This window comes from Bradyrhizobium sp. McL0616 (assembly GCF_049993385.1).
Lineage (GTDB): Bacteria > Pseudomonadota > Alphaproteobacteria > Rhizobiales > Xanthobacteraceae > Bradyrhizobium.
In genome coordinates this window covers 2,492,821-2,513,878 of sequence record NZ_CP188255.1, presented here as the reverse complement: position 1 = coordinate 2,513,878, position 21,058 = coordinate 2,492,821, and the positions used below count along the sequence as shown (strand labels likewise).

The 21,058-nt window shown below is 60.6% G+C and carries 11 protein-coding genes; 8 read left to right on the top strand and 3 right to left on the bottom strand.

Annotation, left to right across the window (positions count from 1 at the left end):
* Window positions 1-8: 8 nt before the first annotated feature.
* On the top strand, window positions 9-842 hold the full coding sequence (locus ACPPVR_RS11905) for a carbohydrate ABC transporter permease (RefSeq protein WP_426614408.1): 834 nt from the start codon (window positions 9-11) through the stop codon (window positions 840-842).
* Window positions 843-1,446: 604 nt separating this feature from the next.
* On the opposite strand, the gene ACPPVR_RS11900 is transcribed toward ACPPVR_RS11905, so the two are convergent.
* Complete coding sequence (locus ACPPVR_RS11900) at window positions 1,447-9,837, bottom strand: alkaline phosphatase family protein (RefSeq protein WP_426614407.1); 8,391 nt, start codon at window positions 9,835-9,837, stop codon at window positions 1,447-1,449.
* A 460-nt stretch (window positions 9,838-10,297) separates the two neighbouring features.
* Window positions 10,298-12,124, bottom strand: coding sequence for a glutamine--fructose-6-phosphate transaminase (isomerizing) (gene glmS / locus ACPPVR_RS11895; protein ID WP_426614406.1), 1,827 nt, complete (start codon window positions 12,122-12,124; stop codon window positions 10,298-10,300).
* Between the two features lie 710 nt (window positions 12,125-12,834).
* On the opposite strand from glmS, the gene ACPPVR_RS11890 reads away from it, so the two are divergent.
* Window positions 12,835-13,071, top strand: coding sequence for a DUF6894 family protein (locus ACPPVR_RS11890; protein WP_426614405.1), 237 nt, complete (start codon window positions 12,835-12,837; stop codon window positions 13,069-13,071).
* A 117-nt stretch (window positions 13,072-13,188) separates the two neighbouring features.
* Here the strand turns inward: ACPPVR_RS11890 and ACPPVR_RS11885 are convergent, their stop codons facing one another.
* The gene (locus ACPPVR_RS11885) at window positions 13,189-13,851 is read right to left on the bottom strand and encodes a LuxR C-terminal-related transcriptional regulator (protein ID WP_426614404.1); all 663 of its coding nucleotides are present in this window, start codon (window positions 13,849-13,851) and stop codon (window positions 13,189-13,191) included.
* Window positions 13,852-14,580: 729 nt separating this feature from the next.
* Here ACPPVR_RS11885 and ACPPVR_RS11880 point away from each other — a divergent pair.
* The 6 genes from ACPPVR_RS11880 to ACPPVR_RS11855 all read left to right on the top strand — a co-directional run bounded on the left by ACPPVR_RS11880 (window position 14,581) and on the right by ACPPVR_RS11855 (window position 20,919).
* Entirely contained in the window at window positions 14,581-15,387 is an 807-nt protein-coding gene (locus ACPPVR_RS11880; RefSeq protein WP_426614403.1) for a LuxR C-terminal-related transcriptional regulator, read from the top strand.
* Window positions 15,388-15,877: 490 nt separating this feature from the next.
* Entirely contained in the window at window positions 15,878-16,597 is a 720-nt protein-coding gene (locus ACPPVR_RS11875; protein WP_426614402.1) for a nucleotidyltransferase family protein, read from the top strand.
* A 78-nt stretch (window positions 16,598-16,675) separates the two neighbouring features.
* The gene (locus tag ACPPVR_RS11870) at window positions 16,676-17,812 is read left to right on the top strand and encodes a DegT/DnrJ/EryC1/StrS family aminotransferase (protein ID WP_426616078.1); all 1,137 of its coding nucleotides are present in this window, start codon (window positions 16,676-16,678) and stop codon (window positions 17,810-17,812) included.
* The gene (locus tag ACPPVR_RS11865) at window positions 17,809-18,495 is read left to right on the top strand and encodes a sugar transferase (RefSeq protein ID WP_426614401.1); all 687 of its coding nucleotides are present in this window, start codon (window positions 17,809-17,811) and stop codon (window positions 18,493-18,495) included. Before ACPPVR_RS11870 ends, ACPPVR_RS11865 begins: the two co-directional genes overlap by 4 nt.
* A gap of 18 nt (window positions 18,496-18,513) precedes the next feature.
* Window positions 18,514-19,521: a GDP-mannose 4,6-dehydratase gene (locus tag ACPPVR_RS11860; RefSeq protein ID WP_426616077.1), complete on the top strand. Its 1,008-nt coding sequence runs from the start codon at window positions 18,514-18,516 to the stop codon at window positions 19,519-19,521.
* Window positions 19,522-19,611: 90 nt separating this feature from the next.
* Complete coding sequence (locus ACPPVR_RS11855; RefSeq protein ID WP_426614400.1) at window positions 19,612-20,919, top strand: polysaccharide biosynthesis/export family protein; 1,308 nt, start codon at window positions 19,612-19,614, stop codon at window positions 20,917-20,919.
* The last annotated feature ends 139 nt before the right edge of the window (window positions 20,920-21,058 follow it).

Below are 21,058 nucleotides of genomic sequence, written 5' to 3'. Positions count from 1 at the left end.
AGGGCGAGTTGAGTTCTCCTGCGAAGGGAGGAATTGCAATCTATATTGCGCTTGCGTTGATCTTGTCGTTCTTTGCGATTCCTCTGCTTTGGTTGCTGTCGCTGTCGGTTCGGACGCCGGCCGAAATCCTCGTGGCGGACGTACGCATCATTCCGAGGTCACCGACGCTGCAAAACTTCATTCAAATTCTAGGCAATCCTCAGTTCCTCGGCTATCTCTGGAATAGCGTCAAGCTTTCGGTCGTCGGCGCGGCCGGGGCTTGTATCGTGGCCGCCCCCGCATCCTACGCATTCTCTCGTTTTCGATTTCGGGGCAGCAGCCACTTGATGTTCGCGCTACTCGCGTTCCAGATGTTTTCGCCGCTGGTCATCATGGTGCCGCTCTATCGCAACATGCAGGCACTGGGGCTGGCCGAGACTCACCTCGGCACGGCCCTCCTCTACATTGCAGCGTCCGCGCCGATCGCAACCTGGATGCTGAAGGGATTTTTCGATGCCATTCCCAAGGAAATCGAAGAGGCGGCGATGATTGACGGCTGCGGGCGTTTTCGGGCGTTTCTTCGTATCCTGCTGCCCATCGCCCTGCCGGGACTGGCGTCGACCTTCGCTATGACCGCGATGCTCGGATGGTCTCAATTTGTCGTTCCGTTCATCCTGCTCAGTCAACCCGAGATGCTGCCAATCTCGGTCGGTATCTTCAACTTTCTCGGGAGTTATACAGGCTCGGCAACCCAACTCGTGGCTGCGGCCAGCATCCTGTCCCTGCTTCCCGCCATCGCGATCTTTCTCGTCTTTCAATACTTCGTCATGGACAATCTGGTTGCTGGCGCGCTGAAGGAATAAGCCCGGCTTGAGAAAGGGGCACGCGAACCGGCCGCCGATCGACGAGATGTTGAAGATTTTCCCAAACTTCCTGGCGCGCACGTATGGCAGGCGCTGCTACTATGTCGAAGAACCAGCCAACTTCGCTCGCAATGTTTAGTAGGCATGGTGCGCATTCACAATGCGGTGCGCCGTCTGACGGCAAAATCCCCAGAGACGTTGGCGATCATAAGTCGCTTCGCCGGCAAGGCGCAGACCGAAGCACGCATCGAAACTTCTCTTTAGCTCGGGGGGATTGGTATCTCATGCAGCTTGCGCCGCTTAAGAGTGCGGGGGAAACTAAGCCTGCATCGATTGCGAATGAGGACGCCGTGACAGCGAGCACCTCTGAGACCCGGGCTCCCGTGCCCTACATCAACAGGACTTGGGATGGTGGGCGCATCAGGGCTCGAACCTGGGACCCGCTGATCAAGATGCAGCCACGCGGTAAGAAGAATCAATGACTTGCCGGTCGCCCCCTTGGGTTGACTGGGCGAAGATTGGCATTCCAGAAGCCGGCTCTTGAAGTTGCAAGCTCTCGACGGAGCCACGCCAGTTAACGATAGCGAACCTGATCCACCGTTGCTCATCCTATGTGAAAATGGGGAGCAGCCAGCAACGCCGGGTTGTCCGAGCCGCCGTTCGGACAGAATGCCTGGTGGACCGGGCCAGAGGCCCCTCCGGTCCACCCCGCCGCCGCGAATTGATCCATCATGGCTGCAAGGCGGCCGATATGCCCCGCATCCCGGCTCGATACGTCATTCGGACCGGCCGATGAAGACCCCGCCGCATCCGACGTTACCGCCGGAGGATCGGTCATTAGCATGGTCTGCGCCGCCGATGTCGCGGTTTCGCCCGTCGTTGTGTTGCTCGCCGTCACCGTGAGCGTAGCGACCGGATGGTCGGTGCCCGTATAGCTCGACGACAGCGTCAGCCCGGTGAGCGGTTGGCCTGTCGTGGAGGAGCCCTCGGTAACGGTCCAGGTGGTGGTTCCGTTGGATTGAAGGCTGCTCGTGACGGTGTTTCCAGCCGGAGCCGTGATCGACTCGTAGCTGGGCAAGCCACTGATGCTCAGCGATAGTTGATCGTCGGAGTCGACGGGCGTCGCGGTGATGCCCAACGACACGGATCCCCCGGCCTGCACCGTCAGCGAATTGTTGCTGATGGTCAGTGCCGGACTCTCGGCCACTCCGTCTTGATCCACCGCCAGCGCGGCTGCCCCCGCAGCGGCCGTCCCGAACACCTGAACGGGCGCCGCTGTCGCGGCGCTGTTGGGAGCGGTCAAGCCCAACGATGCAGTGATCGTGCTCAGAAGATTGTAGTGATTGTAGGCGGTGCTGTAGTTTCCCGGGACCACGCTGGCGCCATACAGGAGAGTTGGAACCTGGTTGGAAGCTGCCTCGGAGGTCGAATCGTCATTTTCGTCCCAGGTCACGATCAGCAGCGAATTGTTGTTGACCGCCCACTGGGCATAGGCGCTCAGGTTTTGCTGAAGCCATGTGTCACCCTGCGCGATCGTCCCGTCGTGCATGTCGTTACTCACGCTGGGAATGACGTACGAGACGGTTGGCAGGCTCGAATAATTGCCGTTGGCAAAAAGCGCCGGGAAGCTGGTGAAATCCGTTTGAACCGTGCGCCCCTCGGGGAATGAAACCCAGGGGTCGTGGTTGAAGTCACTACCAATTCCGCCCTCGTCCACATAGCCCGTGAACGAGAGACCCGCGTTGTGCAAGACCGTGTAGAGTGTTGGATCCGGAAGGCTGTAGGAGTTGTCGTCGGTTGTACCGAATGTCGAGCCGGCATAGAGGGCGAAATAGTCCGGCTGGCTTGGATGAGCTTCCGCCGTCATGTTGGTTAGCGAGGCGCCGCCGGCCATGAGGCTGTTGATGTAAGGTGCTTGGTTATTGCCGGCGATCTCGTCGTAGTTGTGGTTTTCTTCAACGACGACCACGATATGGCTGTACTTCGGTACACCGGCGCTGGTGGTCGAGTTGACCTGCAGAATGCCGGTGGGATTGTAGTTGGCCGCACCCGACAGGTTGGCGGCGTTGCCGGCTCTGTCGCTAACCACGGCGCCGTTGAGGTTGAACGATGAGATGGCGAGATCGGACGTGGTCTGGCCTGCCGCGACCGTGTAGCTGAAGGTGAGCGCGGTGCCGCCCGAGCCACCGGTGTAGCTCGCCGTGCCGCCATCGTTGAGTACGAGCGTCGGCGTGCCGCCGGTGGTGTTGACCGTGACGGCCTCGCTCGTATTGACAGTCAAGGTGACAACCTGGCCGGTGCTCACAGTGCCGGTGCCGTTGGTGATGCCGGTGCCGGAAGCCGCGATCGAGGCAATCGTCGGCGCCGTCGTGTCGATCTGCAGGGTGCCGGCCGGATTGTAATTGGTCGCACCCGTCAGGTTGGCAGCAATGCCGTTGCCACCGGTGATGGTCGCGCGGTTGAGGTTGAGCGCCGAGGCGATGAGATCGGCGGTGTTCTGCCCTGCCGCGACCGTGTAGCTGAAGGTGAGCGCAGTGCTCCCCGAGCCGCCGGTGTAGCTTGCCGCGCCGCCGTCGTTGAGGGTGATCGTCGGCGTGCCGCCGCTGGTATTGACCGTCACGGCTGCGCTGAAGTTCACCGTCAGTGTGACCACCTTGCCAGCATTGAGATCGCCGGCGCCGCTGGTGATGCCGGTGCCCGAGGCCGCGATCGAGGCAACCGCCGTCGCCGTCGGGTTGACCTGCAGGGCGCCAGCGGGATTGTAGTTGGTAGCTCCCGACAGATTGGTGGCGTTGCCAGCTCCGTCGTTGATCACGGCGCCGTTAAGGTTGAGCGCCGAGATGGCGAGATCGGATGTGGTCTGGCCTGCCGCGACCGTGTAGCTGAAGGTGAGCGCGGTGCTCCCCGAGCCGCCGGTGTAGCTCGCTGTGCCGCCATCGTTGAGTACGAGCGTCGGCGTGCCGCCGGTGGTGTTGACCGTGACGGCCTCGCTCGTATTGACTGTCAAGGTGACGACCTGGCCGGTGCTCACAGTGCCGGTGCCGTTGGTGATGCCGGTGCCGGAAGCCGCGATCGAGGCAATCGTCGGCGCCGTCGTGTCGATCTGCAGGGTGCCGGCCGGATTGTAATTGGTCGCACCCGTCAGGTTTGCAGCAATGCCGTTGCCACCGGTGATGGTCGCACCGTTGAGGTTGAGCGCCGAGGCGATGAGATCGGCGGTGTTCTGCCCTGCCGCGACCGTGTAGCTGAAGGTGAGCGCAGTGCTCCCCGAGCCGCCGGTGTAGCTTGCCGCGCCGCCGTCGTTGAGGGTGATCGTCGGCGTGCCGCCGCTGGTATTGACCGTCACGGCTGCGCTGAAGTTCACCGTCAGTGTGACCACCTTGCCAGCGTTGAGATCGCCGGCGCCGCTGGTGATGCCGGTGCCCGAGGCCGCGATCGAGGCAACCGTCGTCGCCGTCGGGTTGACCTGCAGGGCGCCAGCGGGATTGTAGTTGGTAGCTCCCGACAGATTGGTGGCGTTGCCAGCTCCGTCGTTGATCACGGCGCCGTTAAGGTTGAGCGCCGAGATGGCGAGATCGGATGTGGTCTGGCCTGCCGCGACCGTGTAGCTGAAGGTGAGCGCGGTGCTCCCCGAGCCGCCGGTGTAGCTCGCTGTGCCGCCATCGTTGAGTACGAGCGTCGGCGTGCCGCCGGTGGTGTTGACCGTGACGGCCTCGCTCGTATTGACTGTCAAGGTGACGACCTGGCCGGTGCTCACAGTGCCGGTGCCGTTGGTGATGCCGGTGCCGGAAGCCGCGATCGAGGCAATCGTCGGCGCCGTCGTGTCGATCTGCAGGGTGCCGGCCGGGTTGGAGTTGGTGGCCCCCGTCAGGTTGGCGGCATTGCCGCTGCCACCGGTGATGGTCGCACCGTTGAGGTTGAGCGATGAAACGATGAGATCGGCGGTGTTCTGGCCCGCCGCCACCGTATAGCTGAAGGTGAGCGCAGTGCTCCCCGAACCGCTGGTGTAGCTTGCTGTGCCGCTATCATTGAGGGCGAGCGTCGGCGTGCCGCCGCTGGTGTTGACCGTCACGGCTGAACTGAAGTTCACCGTCAGCGTGACCACCTTGCCGGCATTGAGATCGCCGGCGCCGCTTGTGATGCCGGTGCCCGAGGCTGCGATCGAGGCAACTGTCGGTGCCGTTCCCGCGGAACCCTGGACGGCGATCTGAGCGACCACCGTCTGCCACCAGCCGTTGGCCACGTATTCGTTCGATATCCAGAATCCGTTTGCGTTGTTCGGATCGGCTATTGCGGTCGAATAGGTCCCCCAACGCTGGTCGTTCAGACTGCCGGAAGCGAGAAACGTGGTGCTCGCCTGGTAAAGTGTCGGCCCGCTGAAAGCGGAAGCGCCGGCGCCGAGCACCATATAATAGTCGGAAGGATACATGTTCGGCCCGGAGGCCGAGAAATTGATGAGCACGTCACCGTTCTTGTCGACCGCAATCGAAGGGTCGAACACGGCGACACCCGTGCCGAGGGACGCGCCGGAAATGACGTTCCCGATGACATATTGCGGATTCGTGGGATCGGTGACATCGAGCTTGAACCACTCGATTTGTGCGCGCGACCCTGCGCTCGGCATGGCTTCGCTCACGCCGTAGACGTAATTGTGTCCTCCGGAGGAAGTGTAGGCAAGGCTTTGGATGCGCCCGTCGTTAATGTCGAGCGTCTTGGTCGTGCCCAACTGCGCGGCGGTGAAGTTGCTCCCGCCTCCTCCCACATCGGCGTTGTCGAGGAAGATCGTTTGAGTCCCGCTGAAGCCATGCGTCGGATCGTACGTTTGATATGTAAGCGCGGTTTCCCTCGCGGTCGAATGGGCGCTCAAATAGTAGGTCACCCCGTTGTCGCCGGCGACGTTGCGCATGATGCTGGCGGTCCCAGGCACGCTAGCGCTGGCGTCAGGCGTGATCGCGCGGTTTCCAGCAGCTATGACGCTGCTTTCGTTAACGACGAATTCGCCGTTGTTGTAGCCGCCTCCCGCGTCTAAAAATTCGGGCGTGGAGATGTAGATTTTGCCGTTGCTGACCGACAGATAGGGCATGTCCGATTGGGTCGTAGCGCCGTTGGACGTGTCGATCGAAGCCAAATACCAGCCGTCACTCGGATTGCTATCCACCGACACGGCGACATCGATATTGGTGGCGAAATTCCCGCCTCCTGGTTGAAAATTATCCACGGTGACCACGTAGCGGCCGGTCGAGCTGTCATAGGCGGCGCGCGCGTCGAGAAGGGAGTTGTCAAGCGTGCCGCCAAGCGGTGCGAACAAGCTGTACAATGATCCGTTGGATACGATCGGATTGCCGCTCAGGTCGGCTATCGCATAGTGAGTGGTCTCCGCGGTGAAAATGTAATTCGGCCCTACCGCCAACGCATTTTGGGGCGGATTGTTGGTCGGGTCGGACAATCCGGAGAATGACCGAGTGACCGCGGCGGACGACCTCGCCGGCGTCGACGAATAGAAGTTGAGTGCCGGTACGCCGGCGCTGGCGCCGATCGCTGCAGCGCCGTAAAGGCTTTCGATCGTGGCAAGCAGGGAATATGGATCAGCCGGTGAGTCGTTGACGGCTCCGGCCGGGACGCCCCCGCCGACGACGATTGCCGCAACGTGATTGGGGTAGGTCACCGCTGGATTGGTGTTGTTTTCGTCGAAGGTGACGATCAGCACCGAATTGTTGGCCTGCGCCCAGGCGGCGTAGGCGGAGAGATTGGCCTGGACCCAGGCGTCGCCCGCCGGAATCCCGCCGCCGTTGTCGCTCGTCGGCGTCATGTTGTCGGCGTCGTTGGGCGAAACATAGGAGACCGTCGGAAGGTTGGCGAAGCCGGCCGCGGTCTGAGGAAAAGCGCTGAAATCGTGAGCGGTGTTGGCCGAATTGGCGAAGTGGTTCCACGGTTGGCGTTCGGGATCCGCCGTGGTTTCGGCGTAACCGCCGAAGGTGTAACCGCTGGCGGCGAGCGTGCTGGCCAGCGTCGGTACGCTGGCCGGAAGCTGGGGAAAGGTGCCGTTGTTGGTGACGCCCTGCGTCGAGCCGGAAAACAGGGCAATGTAATTGGGCTGGCTCGGATGGGTCACACCGTTGTAGTTGGTAAGCAGCATCCCCTGAGCGATCAGCGAGTTCAGGTAAGGCGCCTGGGAACTACCTACGATGTCGGCGTAGTTCTCGTTTTCCAGGGAAAGGACGACGATGTGGCTAGGTCTGGCGGCGGTGGTCGGGTTGACCTGCAGGGTGCCGGCCGGATTGTAGTTGGTGGCGCCCGACAGGTTGGCCGCGTTGCCGCCGCCATCGACGATGGTTGCGCCGTTGAGGTTGAGGGCCGAGATGGCGAGATCGGACGTGGTCTGGCCTGCCGCGACTGTGTAGCTGAAGGTGAGCGCGGTGCTGCCCGAGCCGCCGGTGTAGCTCGCCGAGCCACCATCATTGAGGGTAAGCGTCGGCGTGCCGCCGCTGGTGTTGACCGTCGCGGCCTCGCTCAGATTGACAGTCAAGGTGACGACCCCGCCGGTACTCACACTGCCGGTGCCGTTGGTGATGCCGGTCCCGGTCGCGACGACCGAGGCGATCGTGGGCGGCGTGGTGTCGATCTGCAGGGTGCCGGCCGGATTGTAGTTGGTCGCCCCCGTCAGGTTGGCCGCATTGCCGTTGCCACCGGTGATGGTCGCGCCGTTGAGGTTGAGCGCGGAGACGATGAGATCCGCGGCATTCTGGCCTGCCGCCACCGTGTAGCTGAAGGTGAGCGCAGTGCCGCCCGAGCCGCCGGTGTAGCTTGCCGTGCCGCCGTCGTTGAACGCGAGCGACGGCGTGCCGCCCGTGGTGTTGACCGTCACTGCCGCACTGAAGTTGACCGTCAGCGTGACCACCTTGCCCGCATTGAGATCGCCGGCGCCGCTGGTGATGCCGGTGCCCGAGGCTGCGATCGAGGCAACCGTCGTCGCCGTCGGGTTGACCTGCAGGGTGCCGGCGGGATTGTAATTGGTAGCTCCCGACAGATTGGTGGCGTTGCCGGCTCCGTCGTTGATCACGGCGCCGTTGAGGTTGAGCGCCGAGATGGCGAGATCGGATGTGCTCTGGCCTGCCGCGACCGTGTAGCTGAAGGTGAGCGCGGTGCTCCCCGAGCCGCCGGTAAAGCTCGCTGTGCCGCCATCGTTGAGGGTAAGCGTCGGTGCGCCGCCCGTGGTGTTGACCGTCACGGCCTCGCTCAGATTGACCGTCAAGGTGACGACCCCGCCGGTGCTCACAGTGCCGGTGCCGTTGGTGATGCCGGTCCCGGTCGGGACGATCGAAGCAATTGTCGGCGCCGTCGTGTCGATCTGCAGGGTGCCGGCCGGATTGTAGTTGGTCGCCCCCGTCAGGTTGGCAGCATTGCCGCCACCGGTGATGGTCGCGCCGTTGAGGGTAAGCGATGAGACGATGAGATCTGCGGCATTCTGGCCTGCCGCCACCGTGTAGCTGAAGGTGAGCGCAGTGCCGCCCGAGCCGCCGGTGTAGTTCGCCGTGCCGCCATCGTTGAGGGTCAGCGACGGCATGCCGCCGCTGGTGTTGACCGTCACGGCCGCGCCGAAGTTCACGGTCAGCGTGACCACCTTGCCGGCATTGAGATCGCCGGCGCCGCTGGTGATGCCAGTTCCGGAGCTTACGATCGAGGAGACCGTCGGGCCCGATGTGGAGTTCTGGATTGCAATCCGCGCGACCGCCGTCTGCCACCAGCCGCTGGTGACATATTCATTCGATATCCAGAACGAATTCGGATTGTTGGGGTCGACGGTGGCCGATGAATTGCGGCCCCAGTCCTGCACGTTGGCTCCATTGCCCGAGTTGAAGAAACCGGTGCTCGCCTGGTACAGCACGGGGGCGCTGAACGAACCCACGGGATCGCTGCCGCCTTGGAAGACATAGTAGTCCGCCGGGTACATGTTCGGGCCGCTGGCGGTGAAGTTGATGATGACATCGCCTGCTGCGTCCACCGCGATGGATGGATTGAACGTCGCCACACTGGTGCCGATTGCGGCGCCGGAGATATCGCCCTGCGCCACGAGGGCCGGAGCGTTGGGATTGCTGACGTCGATCTTGAACCAATGGACCAACGGCACGCTCGAGCCGGTCGGCTTCATCTCGGCCACGGCGTAGAGAAAGCCGTTGGCATAGACCATGCTGGCGATCCGGTTGTCGCCGGCATCGAGCAGGAGGGTCGTCCCCTGTTGCTGGGCCGTGTAGCTGCCGCCCTGGTCAATATTGCCGAGGGAGATGGTGCTCGTGGTGCTGAACGTATTGGTGGCCTTGTCGTAGGTCTGCACGGCAACGGCGATCTGACTTCCGCTGGTGAATGCGCTCGCGTAGTAGGTCTTGCCGTTATTGCCGGTTGCGACGGCGAAGATGTCCTGGGTCGACGGCATGACTTCGCTTGCGGTCACGCTCAGCGTGCCGCCACCATAGATGCCACCGCCTGCACCGGCCGTATCGCCGAACACCCAGTTTTCCGTACCGGCGTAGCCGGACACGTTGATGTTGTACTGAGCTGCCGAGATGTAGACGTTCGAACCGTCGACCGCCAACGTCGGGCGGTCGGAGTCGGTCGACTGACCGCCGATTGTGACGGTGGTATTGAGCTGCGAGAAGGTCCAGCCATCGTTCGGGTTGGAGTCCTTGGAGACCGCAACATCGATGTCAGTGGTGGTGCCGTCTGGCGCCAGGTATTGCATGATCGCGACGAAACGCTGATTGACGCTGTCGTAGACGATGCGCTGATCATAGAGGCCGCCGGTCGGCGCTAGCGGCGAGAAGAAGCTGTAGACCGACTGCACGGTCGGCGATCCGCCGGTCAGGTTCGTCCATTCGATCCTCGACCCGTCGATCATCACGACGTAGTTCGGCCCAACGGCAAGACCGTTGTGCGGAGGAGAGGTGCTGGTGGTCGATGGCCCGGAGAATGATGTCTGGATGCTCGAGGAATAGCTCACATTATGCTCCCTCTGTCCGAATCTGCACTTCTTCGATCATTCTCGTTGTCGCGGAAACTTCGGCGAGGCCGTGCCAAGAATCCCTGAAGCCGTCAGTAATTAGCCGAGCCTGTAATCCGACGTTATCCCCGGCACTGCTCACGCGCATACCGGACCCGAACGCAAATGATACTGTCAGCCACCAACGGTAACACCTTCGCCTACCGCGCTCTTTGATATTGCACGACATACGGCCAGGAATTTGAAGCACCACGACAGACCATTCTAACGGCCCAGAAGGGGTACTCCTTCACGGGATCCAAGTGTCCGCTCCCCGCCAAGTTCGTTGCACCGAATGGGTCGTCTCCCTCTTCACCGACCTGGAGGAGAACAGCCGCATGATCGATAATGCTTCCGAGCGGATCCTTGATCATTGCACCCCTGGATGGCGCGCGGCCATGTCCTGCCACGGCATTCGCCTCTATTCGACCGTCACCGATTTGGCCAGATTGCGCGGCTGGTCCACATCGGTGCCCATGATCACAGCCGTATGATAAGCGAGCAACTGGATCGGAACGGCGTAGACTATCGGCGCGAAGGTCGGCGCCATGTCAGGCAGCAATACCGTAGCTACGGGCTCGACGCCTGCTTCCGCCGCGCCCCTGGCATCTGTCATCAGAATGACCTTGCCGCCGCGCGCTACGACCTCCTGCATGTTCGACACGGTTTTTTCGAACACACCGTCGAAAGGCGCGATAACCACGACGGGCATGTTCTCATCGATCAGAGCGATCGGGCCATGTTTGAGTTCGCCTGCGGCATAACCCTCGGCATGGATATAGGAGATCTCCTTCAGCTTCAGCGCACCTTCCAGCGCGAGCGGATAGCTGGTGCCGCGCCCCAAATAAAGGACATCACGCGATTTTGCGATATAGCGAGCCAGCTTCTCGATCTGCGGCTCGCAGGCAAGGGCGGCGGCCATCAAACGCGGAACTTCAACCAGCCCCCCGACGAGCTTTCTCTCCTCGCTCACGGAGATCTCGCCACGCGCTGTTCCCGCGGCGACCGCGAGGGCGGCGAGCGTCATCAACTGACAGGTGAAGGCTTTGGTGGAGGCAACGCCGATTTCCGGGCCGGCCAGGGTCGGCAGCACCGTTTCACTTTCACGCGCAATGGTGGAGGTCGGCACGTTCACAACAGAGACGGTGTGAGCCCCCTTTTCCTTGGCGTAGCGAAGTGCTGCCAGTGTATCGGCCGTTTCGCCCGATTGCGAGATGAAGACCGCGAGGTCGCCCTTGCGAAGCGGCGCTTCGCGGTAGCGGAATTCGGAGGCGATATCGACATCGACAGGGATATGTGCCAGCCGTTCGAACCAATATTTTGCGATAGTCCCGGCATAACTTGCGGTGCCGCAGGCCGTGATCGTAACGCGCCTGACGTCGCTGAAATCGAACGGCAGCTTGATCGGCAGCGCCACCCGTTCGACTGTCATATCTAGATAGTGGGCGAGCGTACGTCCCACCACGTCCGGCTGCTCGCAAATCTCCTTTGCCATGAAATGGCGATAGTTGGCCTTGTCGGCCACGAACAACGATCCGCCCGATTTCAGCAACTCGCGGGTAACGACTGCACCGCTTCCATCGCGGATCACCCCTCCGTCGCGCGACAACACTACCCAGTCACCGTCTTCCAGGTAGCTAATAGCCTCTGCAAATGGAGCGAGCGCAATCGCATCAGAACCAAGATACGTCTCGCCATTGCCATACCCCACCGCCAGTGGTGAACCCTTGCGCGCTCCGATCAGAAGATCGCCATATCCCTTGAAGAGGAACACCAGCGCAAAGGTGCCGCGCAACCGCGGCAAGGACGCCTTCACTGCTTCCTGAGGCGAATAGCCCTTCAGCAGGTAGGAATTGACGAGATGTACAACGACCTCAGTATCCGTGTCGCTCGCGAACGTCGCGCCCCTCGCTTCGAGCACCTGGCGCAGTTTCCGAAAATTCTCGATGATCCCATTGTGGACCACGGCAACGCGCTCGGTCGCGTGTGGATGCGCGTTGCACTCGGTCGGCTTGCCGTGCGTTGCCCAGCGCGTGTGACCGATGCCTGCTTCACCATTTAGCGGCTCGGCACGCAGCCGCGCCTCCAGATTTATGAGTTTGCCTTCGGCGCGGCGACGTTCGAGACGACCATCATCGAGCGTCGCCACGCCCGTTGAGTCATAACCCCGATATTCGAGCCGCTTGAGTGAATCGATCAATCGCTCCGAGACCGCAGTTCGCCCCAGAATGCCGATAATTCCGCACATCCGTTAGACCTCCCGCCTCGCCGACAATCCATAAAATGCGCGCGCACGATGGTGATCACCCCCAATACACGGGTGGCGTAAATTGAGACCGGCGAATCGGGAGGGCCGCTGCAGCAAGCGCGGGGTACTTCGTTCGAGCGAACCCAATACGGTAAGCCGTCTCCTCTTTCGATGGAGCTGCCCCGCGTCGTGTCCAGGTTGATTGATCGATTTCCAATTGCCGATGCGATCCAGCGAATCGGCGGGTTGATGTGCGGGACGGATCGAAGTCCGGTGCCCGAGCCGCAGGCTTATCTAAACGGCCGCGGGAGCGGATGCATTGGCATTTGCCGGGCCTAATCACCCTCAAATCGGGCTCGCACCTCGACGTGTGTCACCTGACGCGATTCGATAAGTAACGCCCCGCAGACCAGGCGAGCGAACCAGTCAAGCCGGTTGTCCACCGTACAATTGCCGTTGATGCGAAGAGACCGCGGCCCCGGCAGGGGGGCTGGTTGGTTGCAGGGCCGGGGCCGCCGAACACGCCGAAGTGGGCACTGCGGCGCAACCTGACTTTAGTTTGCAGCAAACAATTGTCCATGCCAACTACGCGAGATTCGGAGTCGACGTTGAGGTACCCAACAATCACCATGGACCTACAACAGCAGCTTGTCGTAGGTCCACTTTGGCGGCGCCACGCCCTGGGGATGCATCGCTTTCCGGAAACGCCAATGCCTCGCTATTTTTTCCATGTTCACGACGGCGGTTCAGTGCCGGACGACCTCGGGTTGGCTCTCCCCGATATCGGCGCCGCGCGGACAGCCGCCATTGAGCTGACCCGAGAGATCCTGAGAAGCGAGCTCGTTGGACCATTCCATGATTATTCCTGCTGGCGGATCGAAGTGAGCGACAGCCCTGAACTGACGGGTCTGCCAATATTTGTCCTTCACTTTTCGGTCTCCCAATAAGCTACGACGAGCGCCTTGCTGGCATTCAAAAACCATCGGTTAGCGACGATTCCTCCAGTCAAACGAGGCTTGGCCTCGGCCAGCCGGCACTGGCATGCGGAGCACAATGTTCTCCGCTTATCCAGATTCTGGCGATTTGACCGGAGCAACCCAATCATGCTGCGAGATGACCAAGGCCGCGAGCGCCGTGCGATTGCTGATCTCCAGCTTCTGGAAGATGTGGTGAAGATGCACTTTGATTGTGCCGTCGGCAATGTTCAAGCGGCGTCCAATTTCCTTGTTTGATAGTCCTTCCGAAACCAGGCGCATGATCTGACGCTCTCGGTCCGTCAGCACTGCCAGCGCACTCTCCGAATTCAACCCGTTCACTTCGGGCGTGACCTGATCCACTGATGACTGCGGCACGATTGTTTGACCACTCGCGATCTGCAGCAAAGCGCGCACCAGCGTTTCCGGCGACGCCTCTTTCGGCACGACGCTGAAGCCATCGAACGCGCTCGACAAAACGAGCTCGTAGCCTTCGGCAGGGACGAAAAACACCACACGGGTCGGGCGACCGTCCGGATTGACGACGGAGGAGTTCTTCAGCGCAATCAGCCCGGGCATTGTTGGATCAAGAATCGCAATATCGGGTGCCAGAGCCCGGATCGCTTCAATGCAACTGGCGGCATCGCCACAAGATGCAACGATCTCAAAATCGGCTTCCGCACTGAGCACGCTGCTCAGACCCTGCAAGACCACCGGATACCGGTCCGCGATCACTACACTTATGCGGCTCATTGGGCGCTCCACAGCCACTCGCCCCCGACCTTCCAACTCCACCCGCCCGCCTATGTTTCACTTCTATGTCGATAGGATCTCCACATTTCTGCACCAACACAAGGGATGTCGATCCCGCAACGCAATACACTCAAGTCAATGCATCCGTAAATTCAGCTTATGAACGCGCGCTCGGCTCCGGCCGATTTCTGCAGTAACCTTACGATCAGAATCCGGGAGCGCGTCATCCGTAGAACTCCGGTGGCAGATCGCCACGATGCACTTACGCGAAGAAAGGAACTCCACCGCAGCACGACAGGTCCGACTTCATTACCTATCCGTTTTTGACGGGCGCTCGGCGCGTATCTCACTGGAGATTCTAGGACGGCCAGTGTTTCAGCCGGTTCGCCGGCCCGCAGCAAATTATCTCAATTTATGGACGCATTTCGATAATTAGTCATGCAACAGTTGTGCTCGCCGCACCTCAAGCCGTCGTCACGCCTATAACCAACGATATATATAGTAGTCGGCAATTCAGTTCTAGCGTTCACAAAAGCTTAACAAATACGGAGGGCTAGAAACATACCAACAGACGCCAAGGCCGGGAACCCACGGCCGAGGTAGTACAAAAGTGTAATGCGCCGGGGAAAACCGGTCGAATAGACGACAAGTTGAAAGGCCGCTTTAGCCGGCCAAATCGTTTTTAAGTTCCATTTATGTCGTGTCATTGCGTATATCGCGGAGGGTACAATGAGGAGGCGGCAATCTTGCGAGACCATTCTTATTGGAAAAAACATACTGATCAGAGAGGGCATCTCACGGATACTGCATGCTGCAAACTTCCGGATCCTATTATCCGCTTCGAGTGCCGATGAACTGCCAAGCGCTCTCGAAGCACGTCAGCTGCTGTTTCTGATTATCCACAATGGCGACAATTTCGATGTCGCATTGGAACAGATACGTTTTGTGAGGATCCGCTGTCCCGACGCACGGATAGCAATCGTGTCGGATCACTATCGCCCAGATGAACTTGTCTCGGCATATCGGGCCGGTGCTAGCGGCTATTTCGTGAATGTCAATTCCTGCGATGCATTCGTTAAATCCATAGAGCTCGTGACGATGGGGGAGGCAGTCTTTCCCCCGGCATTTCTATCGTTCGCGCTTGACAGCAATCATAAGCTCGAAGCTCCACCAATCGGTGAAAGCGAGCACGCGATCGTTGTCAGTGCGGAGGAGCCAATTGCGCCACATCTTTCTCCGCGGGAGAAGGCAATCTTGTCCTGTTTGATCGAGGGCAGCTCCAACAAATGCATCGCGCGAAAAATCGACATCGCCGAGGCCACCGTGAAAGTCCACGTCAAAGCAATCCTGCGCAAGATCCGGGTCCAGAACCGGACGCAGGCTGCGATCTGGGGAATGAACAATGGGTCACAGGTGCACACCGCAAATGGACACACCCTGCCCTCGATTATCCCTCAACCCGCAAGCCTCAGCGCCTTACGGCCGGATCGCCGAAATCATGGCAACCAGGATCCCAGCGTCACTAAACTCGGCTAGCGGGCCCTGGCACGCGTCTACCACCTCGTCGCAACGGAGTCTGCGGCGTGCGATAAAGGACTAATCCCGCGGTAAGGCAACCGTCACGCGACTTCCAATCTTCTCGACGCGCCACAGCAGCCACGCTGCTGTGGCGTTCGTCTGTCGTGCAGACCTCGACCGTCCCGGTCTACCCACAGCGCACTGATCGTGCTTTGATTTCTGCGTGTTTGAACGCGCCAACCAGCGCGGCAGCGCAGCGATCGCCCGCGCACTCACACGCCTGCGCGCGACGTTCGAGATTCGATCGCGACCGCACTGTACGCACTCGATCATGTCCGCATACCCACATCATACCCACATCGTCTCATGCAAACGTACGAAGACGTCTCAGTCGTTTTGCGTCTACGTTCTTTCCATGCTCCTGCGCGACCAGCACGCTGAGATCGGACTTACGCGGGGGATAGTGCATAGTTGAACGATTTCGAATTTTAGCAATAGGGAGGGTTTGATGAAGGCGGTTATTCAATGCGGCGGCAAAGGAACTCGCTTACGCCCCCACACTTCGATTTTACCAAAACCGCTTATGCCGATTGGTGCCCGTCCTGTGCTTGAGCTCGTCCTCAAGTGGCTCAGGCGGAACGGGATCAGGGAAGTCTACGTCACGACCGGATATCTGGGCCACCTCATTCGCAGCGTCTGCGGAGATGGCAACCAGTGGAACATGCGCATCAACTACACCCAGGAGATGGAGCCGCTCGGAACCATGGGCCCACTGTCGCTGCTGCGCGACCACCTCGACGAGCCGTTTCTCGTTCTCAATGGCGACGTGCTGACGGATCTGAATCTCAATCAGTTCGTGAACTGCCATCGGCGCAGCAACTCTCCACTCACGATCGCCACGTCGATTCGCCCGACCAAGATGGACTTTGGCGTGATCGAGGAGACGGAAGGACGCGTGAGCGATTTCCGCGAAAAGCCCGAGCTCACGCATCTCGTGAGCATGGGGATCTACTGCATGGCCCCGTCCATCCTCGAACGGATCCCGTCAGGCGTCCCCTTCGGGTTCGACGATCTGATGTTCCAGATGCTCAACGAGGACGTGCCGGTCAACGTCTTCAAGCACAGCGGCCTCTGGCTCGACATCGGACGCGTCGAGGACTTCCTGAAAGCACAGGATGTCGCATGGGATGAACAGTCCCCTGCTCTCGCAAGCTTCGCCGCCGCCTGAGGCGCCGGCTCCTATCCTACAGTGATCGCAGCAGCCGCGCTCGCCACGCGAGCTCACGCCCAGATTGGAGATGAACGCATGCTATTGGTATCAGAGCCGGTCCTGGGCGACGAGGAGAAGGTCGCTCTCGCCGCGGTCATTGAAAGCGGCTGGGTAACGATGGGAGATCGAGTTCGCGAGTTCGAGCAGGCGTTCGCCCGCCTGCACGAGGCCGAGGACTCGGTCGCCGTCGGCTCCTGCACGGCGGCCCTCCACCTCATCCTGCACGCCCTCGGGATTGGCCCCGGAGACGAGGTCCTTGTCCCCTCGCTGACGTTCGTAGCGACCGCCAACAGTGTCCTCTATGTCGGCGCCAAACCAGTCTTCGTCGATATCGGGTCCGCAGAGGTTCCACTGATGTCGCTGGACGAAGCGGAAGCAAAGTGCACCTCCAGGACCAAGGCCATCATCCTCGTTCATTTTGCCGGCTACCTTGCACATCGCGATGCCTGGCAATCCTTTGCGCGCCGGAAGGGGCTGCTCTTGATCGAGGACGCCGCTCACGCGCCCGGACTGCCCGAGGTCGGCAGCTATGGCGAGGCGGCCGCCTTCAGCTTCTACGGAAACAAGAACATGACCACCGCCGAAGGAGGCGCGATCATTGCGCGCAGCCGCTCCCTGCGCGAGACCATCCGGCAGGCCCGCGCCCATGGGATGACAAGCGGTACACGGCAACGTCTCACCAGCCGCCGTCCCGACTACGACGTGACGGTTCTCGGCTTCAACTACCGAATGGACGAGCTGCGGGCGGCGCTTGGCCTCGTGCAGCTTAAGAAACTGCCGGAGTGGAACGACATCAGGCGGCGGTTGTCTGCCACCTACCGTGAGCTCATGGCGGAACATTGCCCATCGGTGATGATTCCCTTTGAAAATCCCTGGCCGTCGACCCACCATTTGATGCCGGTCGTGCTGCCGCCGGCAACCAGCCGCCAGCGCGTCATCGATCGCCTACGCAAGCATGGCATTCAGACCACAGTTCACTATCCGCCCGTCCACCGCCTGACTTTCTACAGGGATCTCTATCCGGAGATGCTCCTCCCGCGCACCGAGGATTTTGCTCGCCGCGAACTGACACTTCCTCTGCATCCACAAATGACGACGGCGGATGTCGAGAGAGTCGTGATTGCGATGACGACTGCACTCGCCACCGATTTCCCAGTGGGGGCGGTAGCATGACCCTGCCCGAGATAGCGAACCGGTGGGGCGCGCAATCTCGTTCATCTCGTTTGAGTGCACGGCGCGCAATCGATGTTCTCTGCGCCGGCACCGCCATGGTATCGCTTTCACCCGTGTTCGTCGTTGTCGCGTTCGTCATTTGGCTCGAGAGCGGGCGGCCACTCCTGTTCTCGCAACTCCGCCTGGGACAAAGCGGCGAACCGTTTCGCATGTACAAGTTTCGCAAGTTCGGGCCGAGCTGTGACAGCGGCGGCTCGCCCCTGACGCTGCAGGAGGATGAACGTTTGACGGCCGTCGGCCGAGTCCTCGCCGCGACCAAGCTGGACGAGCTGCCGCAGCTCTGGAACGTCCTGCGGGGCGACATGTCTCTCGTCGGCCCCCGACCGGAGTCTCTCAGCTTTTCCGATTGCTTTCGCGACGGCTTCGAAAAGCTGCTCGACTACAAACCAGGTGTGTTCGGCCCGTGCCAGGTCCTGTTCAGGCACGAAAGCAGGATGTACCCCGCCGACACGCCGGCAGCGGAGTACTATCGAAAAGTCCTGTTTCCAGCCAAGGCGAAGATCGACCTTGCCTATTTTCCACACCGGACTCTCGTATCGGATTTCGGCTGGATCGCCCGTGCCGGGTACGTCATCGCCGTGGAATGTTGGGCCGCGCTAACGCGGAAGCTTCGATCAAGTTGAGAGAAAGAGAGGGCGATGATGACCTATCTTGGAGCAAAAGTTCTTGTGACAGGAGCGGACGGCTTCATCGGATCGCACCTGACGGAGCACCTCGTTTCGGCAGGAGCCGACGTAACGGCGTTGGCGCAATACAACTCGTTCGACAGCCATGGCTGGCTGGACGATATTCCCCAATCAACCCGACAGAAGCTCAATCTCGTACGTGGCGACATTCGCGACGCAGCCTTCGTCGGCCGGCTGGTTCAAGGCCATCACTACGTCTTTCACCTCGCGGCGCTGATCGCCATACCCTATTCCTATCTCGCGCCGCAATCCTATGTGGAGACCAACGTACTCGGCACATTGAACATCCTTGAGGCCGCGCGGCAATACGGAATCGAGCGGGTGGTCGTGACGTCGACGAGCGAGGTCTATGGTACGGCAATCAAGATGCCGATCGATGAATCTCACCCGCTGCAAGGGCAATCGCCCTACTCGGCTTCCAAGATCGGTGCAGACATGATGGCGGAGGCCTTTGCGCGCTCGTTCGGCGTTCCCGTCGTAATCCTCAGACCGTTCAACACGTTCGGACCTCGGCAAAGCGAACGCGCGATCATCGGCACGATCATCCGGCAGGCCCTCGATCCGGAATGCGGTGCGATCATGGTCGGCGATACCACCACCGTCCGCGATCTGACATTCGTCACGGATACAGCCGCGGCATTCATGGCGGCCGGGCTTGCGGACGGTGTCGAATATGGCCACGCCTACAACGCCGGCAGTCAGCGCGCCATCACAATTGGTGATCTGATCGACAACATTCTTGAGCTGACATCCAGTCACAAGCCGGTCCTTCGCGACGAAAAGCGCCTGCGGCCGACAAATTCGGAAGTGCGCGCGCTCCTTGCCGACTCCACTCGGTTCGTACGGGCAACCGGCTGGACGCCGAAGGTGACGCTGCGCGAGGGACTGGAGCGAACCGTCAATTGGTGGCGCGGTCGCCTCTCCACCAAGAAAATTCGACAGCAGACGGACTTCATTACGTGACAAGGCCGCTCAACAGCCAGGGCATTCCCGGACAAGTTCTCTTCGGGATTGTGGAGCCGCTACGAGCTGTAACGACCTTCTCCTTCCGGAATGAACCGCATCGTGCTGCGCATGCTTGATCAGTGCAAGGAGATCGCTATGGACGGCATCAAGCGCGTCAAGACGTTCAGCCACATCTCGATCGCGAGCTGGATGGCGATTGTTCTGCTCGCCAGCAGCCCGTGCTTCGCGGCACAATACAGGCTGGCGGCGGGTGATACCGTCGAGGTGTCGATCGGAGGCGCGTCAGAACAACGGCACCGGGCGCAAATCCAGATCGATGGCACGATCGCTTTTCCCGGAATTGGCACGGTCGATGTTGCGGGCTTGACCACGGCCGAGTTGCAGAGCCGGATGGAAACGTTGCTCCAGTCGAAGATATTGCGGCAACGGCTGCCAGACGGTCGCGAACAGGCAATCGTCGTCGTACCCGGGGACGTGATCGCGAGCGTGGTGGAGTATCGTCCCATTTACGTTACCGGTGATGTTCTGACGCCCGGACAGTTGGCATACAGGTCCTCGATGACCGTGCGCCAGGCTGTCGCGGTTTCCGGCGGTTACAGCCTGTTGCGTTCCCGCAATCAGCCCGGCACCAATGACCCAGCGGATCTTCTGCGCGACTATCAGTCCTTTTCCACGGAGTACGTGAAGGAGTATTTCCATATCCTTCGTGTCGATGCCGAACTCGCGGACAAGGACACCTTCGATCAGACCCCGCCCCAGGACATATCTTTGCCGTCATCTGCAATCGTTCCGATCGTGCAGGCTGAGGCAGAGTCGCTAAAGACCGCACAACGCGACTATCGCAAGGAGCGCAAATTTCTGGAAGACGCCGTAAAGCAAGCGGACGGACAGTTCGCGACGCTCAGTAAGCAGCAGGAAGGCGAAGAAAAAGGCGTGCAGGCGGATGAGGAAGAGCTCGATCGCGTGGTGAAGCTATTCGGTTCGGGTTCCCTACCGAGCCCCCGCGTCACTGAAAGTCGACGTGCCCTTCTGCTTTCTTCGACGCGACGTCTGCAAACCACGGTCGAGCTTATGCGTCTCCAACGCCAGCGCGAGGATTCCGCCCGGCAGATCGATCGCGCCGCAAGCCAGCGCACGGTCACGCTGCTTCGTGAGCTGAGGGACTCCAACGTCCACATAACCGACCTGCGCATCAGAATGAGGTCGTTGGGGCAAAAGCTGCAGCCCATAAGCGGAAGCGCGGCGGTACCAGCGGGAACAGGTGACCTAAAGCCCCAGGTCACCGTCGTACGAAAGTCCGGCCAGAGTTGGGAAAAGATCGTCGCATCCGAAGATTTCGACCTGGAACCAGGTGACGTTATCGAAATCGCGCTGCGCGCCCCTGGCGGCTCCTAGCGCCACCGGCTCGAACACATCGCACTGACCTGCAGAGCCCTCCATTGGGGCGATCAACAAGCGATCTCCGGCTACCCCGCGTGAGCCTCCTCCGGCTTCGCGAGAATGTCGGCTGGATTACTCCCAAGTTGACCGTCTA